The 3,773-nt window shown below is 74.3% G+C and carries 2 protein-coding genes; one reads left to right on the top strand and one right to left on the bottom strand.

Annotation, left to right across the window (positions count from 1 at the left end):
- Positions 1-237: 237 nt before the first annotated feature.
- On the top strand, positions 238-2,502 hold the full coding sequence (locus FNQ90_RS15595) for a phage holin family protein (protein WP_323379988.1): 2,265 nt from the start codon (positions 238-240) through the stop codon (positions 2,500-2,502).
- A gap of 18 nt (positions 2,503-2,520) precedes the next feature.
- Here FNQ90_RS15595 and FNQ90_RS15590 read toward each other — a convergent pair whose 3' ends face one another.
- On the bottom strand, positions 2,521-3,681 hold the full coding sequence (locus FNQ90_RS15590; RefSeq protein ID WP_182606936.1) for a S1 family peptidase: 1,161 nt from the start codon (positions 3,679-3,681) through the stop codon (positions 2,521-2,523).
- Between the last annotated feature and the right edge of the window lie 92 nt (positions 3,682-3,773).

Genomic DNA, 3,773 nt, shown 5'->3' with positions numbered 1-3,773 from the left:
CCCTCCCGCCCCGGCCACCTTCCCGGCGATTCGGGAACCCGGGGTCGACCCGGCCGGACCGGAAGACGTCATTCCCCGATTCCCCGGCAGCCTACGCGGCGCCTCACCCGGGAGACCCGGCCGGCACCCGGGCACCCGCTCGCCCCCGGGCTTCCGGAAGAATGACCCGCACCCCCGGGCCGGACGGACGTGGACCGGAGGGGGACGACGGGCGGTACCGATACGAAAGGCGGCCCCGTGCGCGAAGCGGTGCGGCACGGACTGGCGGGAGCCCTGCTGCGCGGGCTCACGGTGTGGGCGGCCGGCACCCTCACCCTGATCGTCCTCGCCACCCTGTTGCCGCGCCTGCGGCTCCAGCACCCCGAGGACGACTCCCCGACCGGCATGGGCGTCACCGCCGCTCTCGCGGCGGCCGTCTTCGGCCTCCTGGGCGCCCTCGTCTGGCCGTGGCTGGTGCGGGCCCTGTTGTTGGTGCCGGCCCTGGCCCTGGGGTCCCTGGTCTTCCTGCTCAACGGCTCCATCCTGTGGCTCGCGCTGACCCTCCTGCCGCAGGACAGGGGAGAGGTCGGCACCGGCACGGCCGTGGTGGTCGCGGCCGTGCTCTCCGCCACGACCTCGGCGGTGAGCACCGGCCTGGCCACCCGGGACCCGCGCGTGCTGCGCCGTCGGCTGCGCCGGATGGCCGGCCTGCGCGGCCGGGATCGCCCCGGGACCGGCCCCGCAGCCGGCGCGACGACCCCCGGTTTCGTGTTCCTGCAACTCGACGGTGTGGGCCACCGGCTCCTGCGCGAGGCGGTCGAGGGGCCCGAGCCGTTGATGCCGACGGTCTCCCGCCTGTGCGCCGACACCCACCGCCTGCTGCCCTGGCGCACCGACTGGCAGAGCCAGACCGGGGCCGCGCAGCTCGGCATCCTGCACGGCAGCAACCACGACGTGCCGGCCTTCCGCTGGTACGAGAAGGAGACCGGCACGCTGATGGTCAGCAACCGGCCCTCCAGCGCGGTGGAGATGCAGCGCCGCGCCCGGGAGCGCACCGGCTCCCCCGGTCTGCTGGCCGAGGGCGGCGCGAGCCGGGGCAACCTCTTCACCGGCGGCGCCGAGCAGTCGGCCCTCGTCCTCTCGGTGGCCGGTAGGCCGGCCTTCGGACGCCGTCGGTCGCGGGCCGGCTACTTCGCGTATTTCTCCGATCCTGCACACGCCGTGCGCACCGCCGGGTCCTTCGTGGTCGAGGTCGTCCGCGAGATCGTCCAGGCCGTTCGGGCCAGGCTGCGCGGCGACCACCCCCGGGTGTCCCGGGGCGGTCTCTACCCACTCGTCCGCGCGTTCGCCACGGTGGTGCAGCGCGACGTGGTGCTCGCCGCCGTCCTGGGGGACGTCCTCACCGGACGGCGCGCCGTCTACGCGGACCTGGTCGCCTACGACGAGGTGGCCCACCACTCCGGCCCGCGCAGTCCCGACGCCCGGAAGGTGCTGACCCGCCTCGACCGCTGCGTGGAGCTGGTCGAGCGCGCCATCGAGCACGCCCCGCGCCCCTACCACCTGGTACTGCTCTCCGACCACGGACAGAGCCACGGCGAAACCTTCGAGTCGGCCTACGGGGTGCGACTGGAGACGCTGGTGCGCACCGGCTGCGGCGCCCCGGTGCCCCGGGAACGGCGTCACCGGCACGAGTCCGGGGCCGAGGCGCGGGGCGCGGTCCGGGTGGCGCTCCACCGTCCCGAGGAGGGGACCGCCGGGATCCCGCCGGTGCGCGCGACGGCTGGGACGGCGAACGCCGCGACCGCGACGCCCCGACGGCGGGTTCGGGCACCCGACCCCGCCCCACCGACCGCGCGCCCGGTCACCGATCCGGTGGTCCTCGGCTCGGGCAATCTCGGACTGGTCTCCCTGCCCGACCTGCCGGGGCGGGCCACCCGGCAGCGGATCGACGCCGCCCACCCGGCGTTGCTCCCGCTGCTGGCCGGCCATCCGGGCATCGGATTCGTCCTGGTGGAGGACGAACGGCACGGGCCGGTGGTGCTCGGCCGCGGGGGCGAGCACCACCTGGTCGACGGGAGGGTCCTCGGTCGGGACCCGTTGGCCCCCTTCGGCCCCGCCGCCGCGGCCGGGGTGCTGCGCACCGCGCGTTTCCCGCACGCGCCCGACATCATGGTGAACTCGGCCGTGGACCCCGCGACGGGCGCCGTGCACGCCTTCGAGCAGCAGATCGGTTCCCACGGGGGCCTGGGCGGGGAGCAGAACGAGGCGTTCCTGCTGGCCCCCCGGACCCTGGGCGATCCCTCGCAGGCGCTCCCGCGGGACGCCGGAGCGGATGAGGGGGACGCCGGGGGCACCGCCGGAACCACGGGCATCGTCGGCGCGGAGGCCGTCCACCGGCTCTTCCGGTACTGGTTGGAGAACGCCGCGCGTTCCGCCCCGCCCCCGGAGGGTCCCGCCGGTACCGACGCCGGCGGCCCGCCGGGCCCCCGTGGTGGGGGCCCGGCGGGCCGGGCGGTGAGCTGACCCGGACGGGCCGCCGGGTCAGTTGGTCACGAGGGTCAGACCCCACTGCGACAGCATCGGGTTCACCGGCTGGTGGTAGGTGGTACCACCGCTGCGGCAGTTGCCGGAGCCACCGGAGGTGACACCCTGCGCCTGCGAGCCGGAGATGAACGAGCCGCCGGAGTCACCGGGCTCGGCGCAGGCCGAGGTCCGGGTCAGACCGCTGACGGTGCCCTGGGGGTAGGTCACCGAGGTGTTGTGCTGCTGGATGGTGCCGCAGTGCCAGCCCGTGGTGGAGCCGGAGCGGCAGATGGAGGAGCCGACCGGCTGCTGGGTGGAGCCGGTGACCCGCACGCCGGTGCTGCTGGAGACCCGCACCCAGGAGGTGGGGGTCCAGTTGCTGTTGACGGAGACCCATGCCATGTCGCGGCTGGGGAAGACCGAGCCCTGGAAGGTGCCCTGGGAGACCCGGTTGTAGCCGGTGGTGGTGTTGCCGACGCGACCGCAGTGACCGGCGGTCACGAAGCCCGGGGTGCTGCCCCGGCGCACCGAGAAGCCGACCGAGCAGCGACCGCTGCCGATGTAGTAGGCGTCGCCGCCGATCAGGTCGTAGAACGGCTGGGGCTGCTCGTCGGACTCGACGATCTCCAGGGCGGAGGCGTCGACACCGTTGGCCTCGGCCCAGTCCGCCGCGGCGGCGGTGTCGGAGGCGTGCAGCACCACCTTGTTGGTGGGCACGTCCACGTACCAGAGCGGGGCGTTGTCGGTCGGGTTGACCTCGGCCGCCTCGTCGAGGAGCTCCTTGACGGACTCCAACTCGTCCAGGCTGTGCTCGACGACCCTCGCCTCGGCACCGGCGGCGCGGATCTCCGCGGCCTCGGCGCTGTCGTTGGTGGCGACGACCAGGTCGGTGGTCCCCTCGGCCAGCCAGGAACCGGCGTAGCCGTCGAGTTCGGCGCTGAGGTCCTGGTCCAGGACGGCCGCGTCGAGTTCCTCGACGATCCTGACCTTGGCCTCGTCGGCGGTCAGGCCCAGGTCGCGCTGCATGGCCTCGAGCATGCCCTCGGGCAGCTCGGCGGCGGCCTTCTCGGCGCGCTCGGCGAGGGTGGTCTCCTCGGAGGCCATCGCGGGCATCGTGGTCAGGGCCAGGGCGGTGGCCGCCAGCACCGAGCCGATGGCGATACGTCGGTTTCGACGCATGCTGATCTCCCTTGTGTGTGGGGGTGTTGTGGGGGTGGTGGTGCGGGAGTTGCGCATGAGATGTGGGTGGAGCGGATGCAACGGGGTGATGT

Source organism: Streptomyces alkaliphilus (genome assembly GCF_014141535.1).
GTDB lineage: Bacteria > Actinomycetota > Actinomycetes > Streptomycetales > Streptomycetaceae > Streptomyces > Streptomyces alkaliphilus.
This window is presented reverse-complemented; position numbering and strand designations above follow the sequence as displayed.

Bases quoted from the DNA above. Each gene is read 5' to 3' on its own strand.
- FNQ90_RS15590 (WP_182606936.1), bottom strand. From the start codon at position 3,681: ATGCGTCGAAACCGACGTATCGCCATCGGCTCGGTGCTGGCGGCCACC.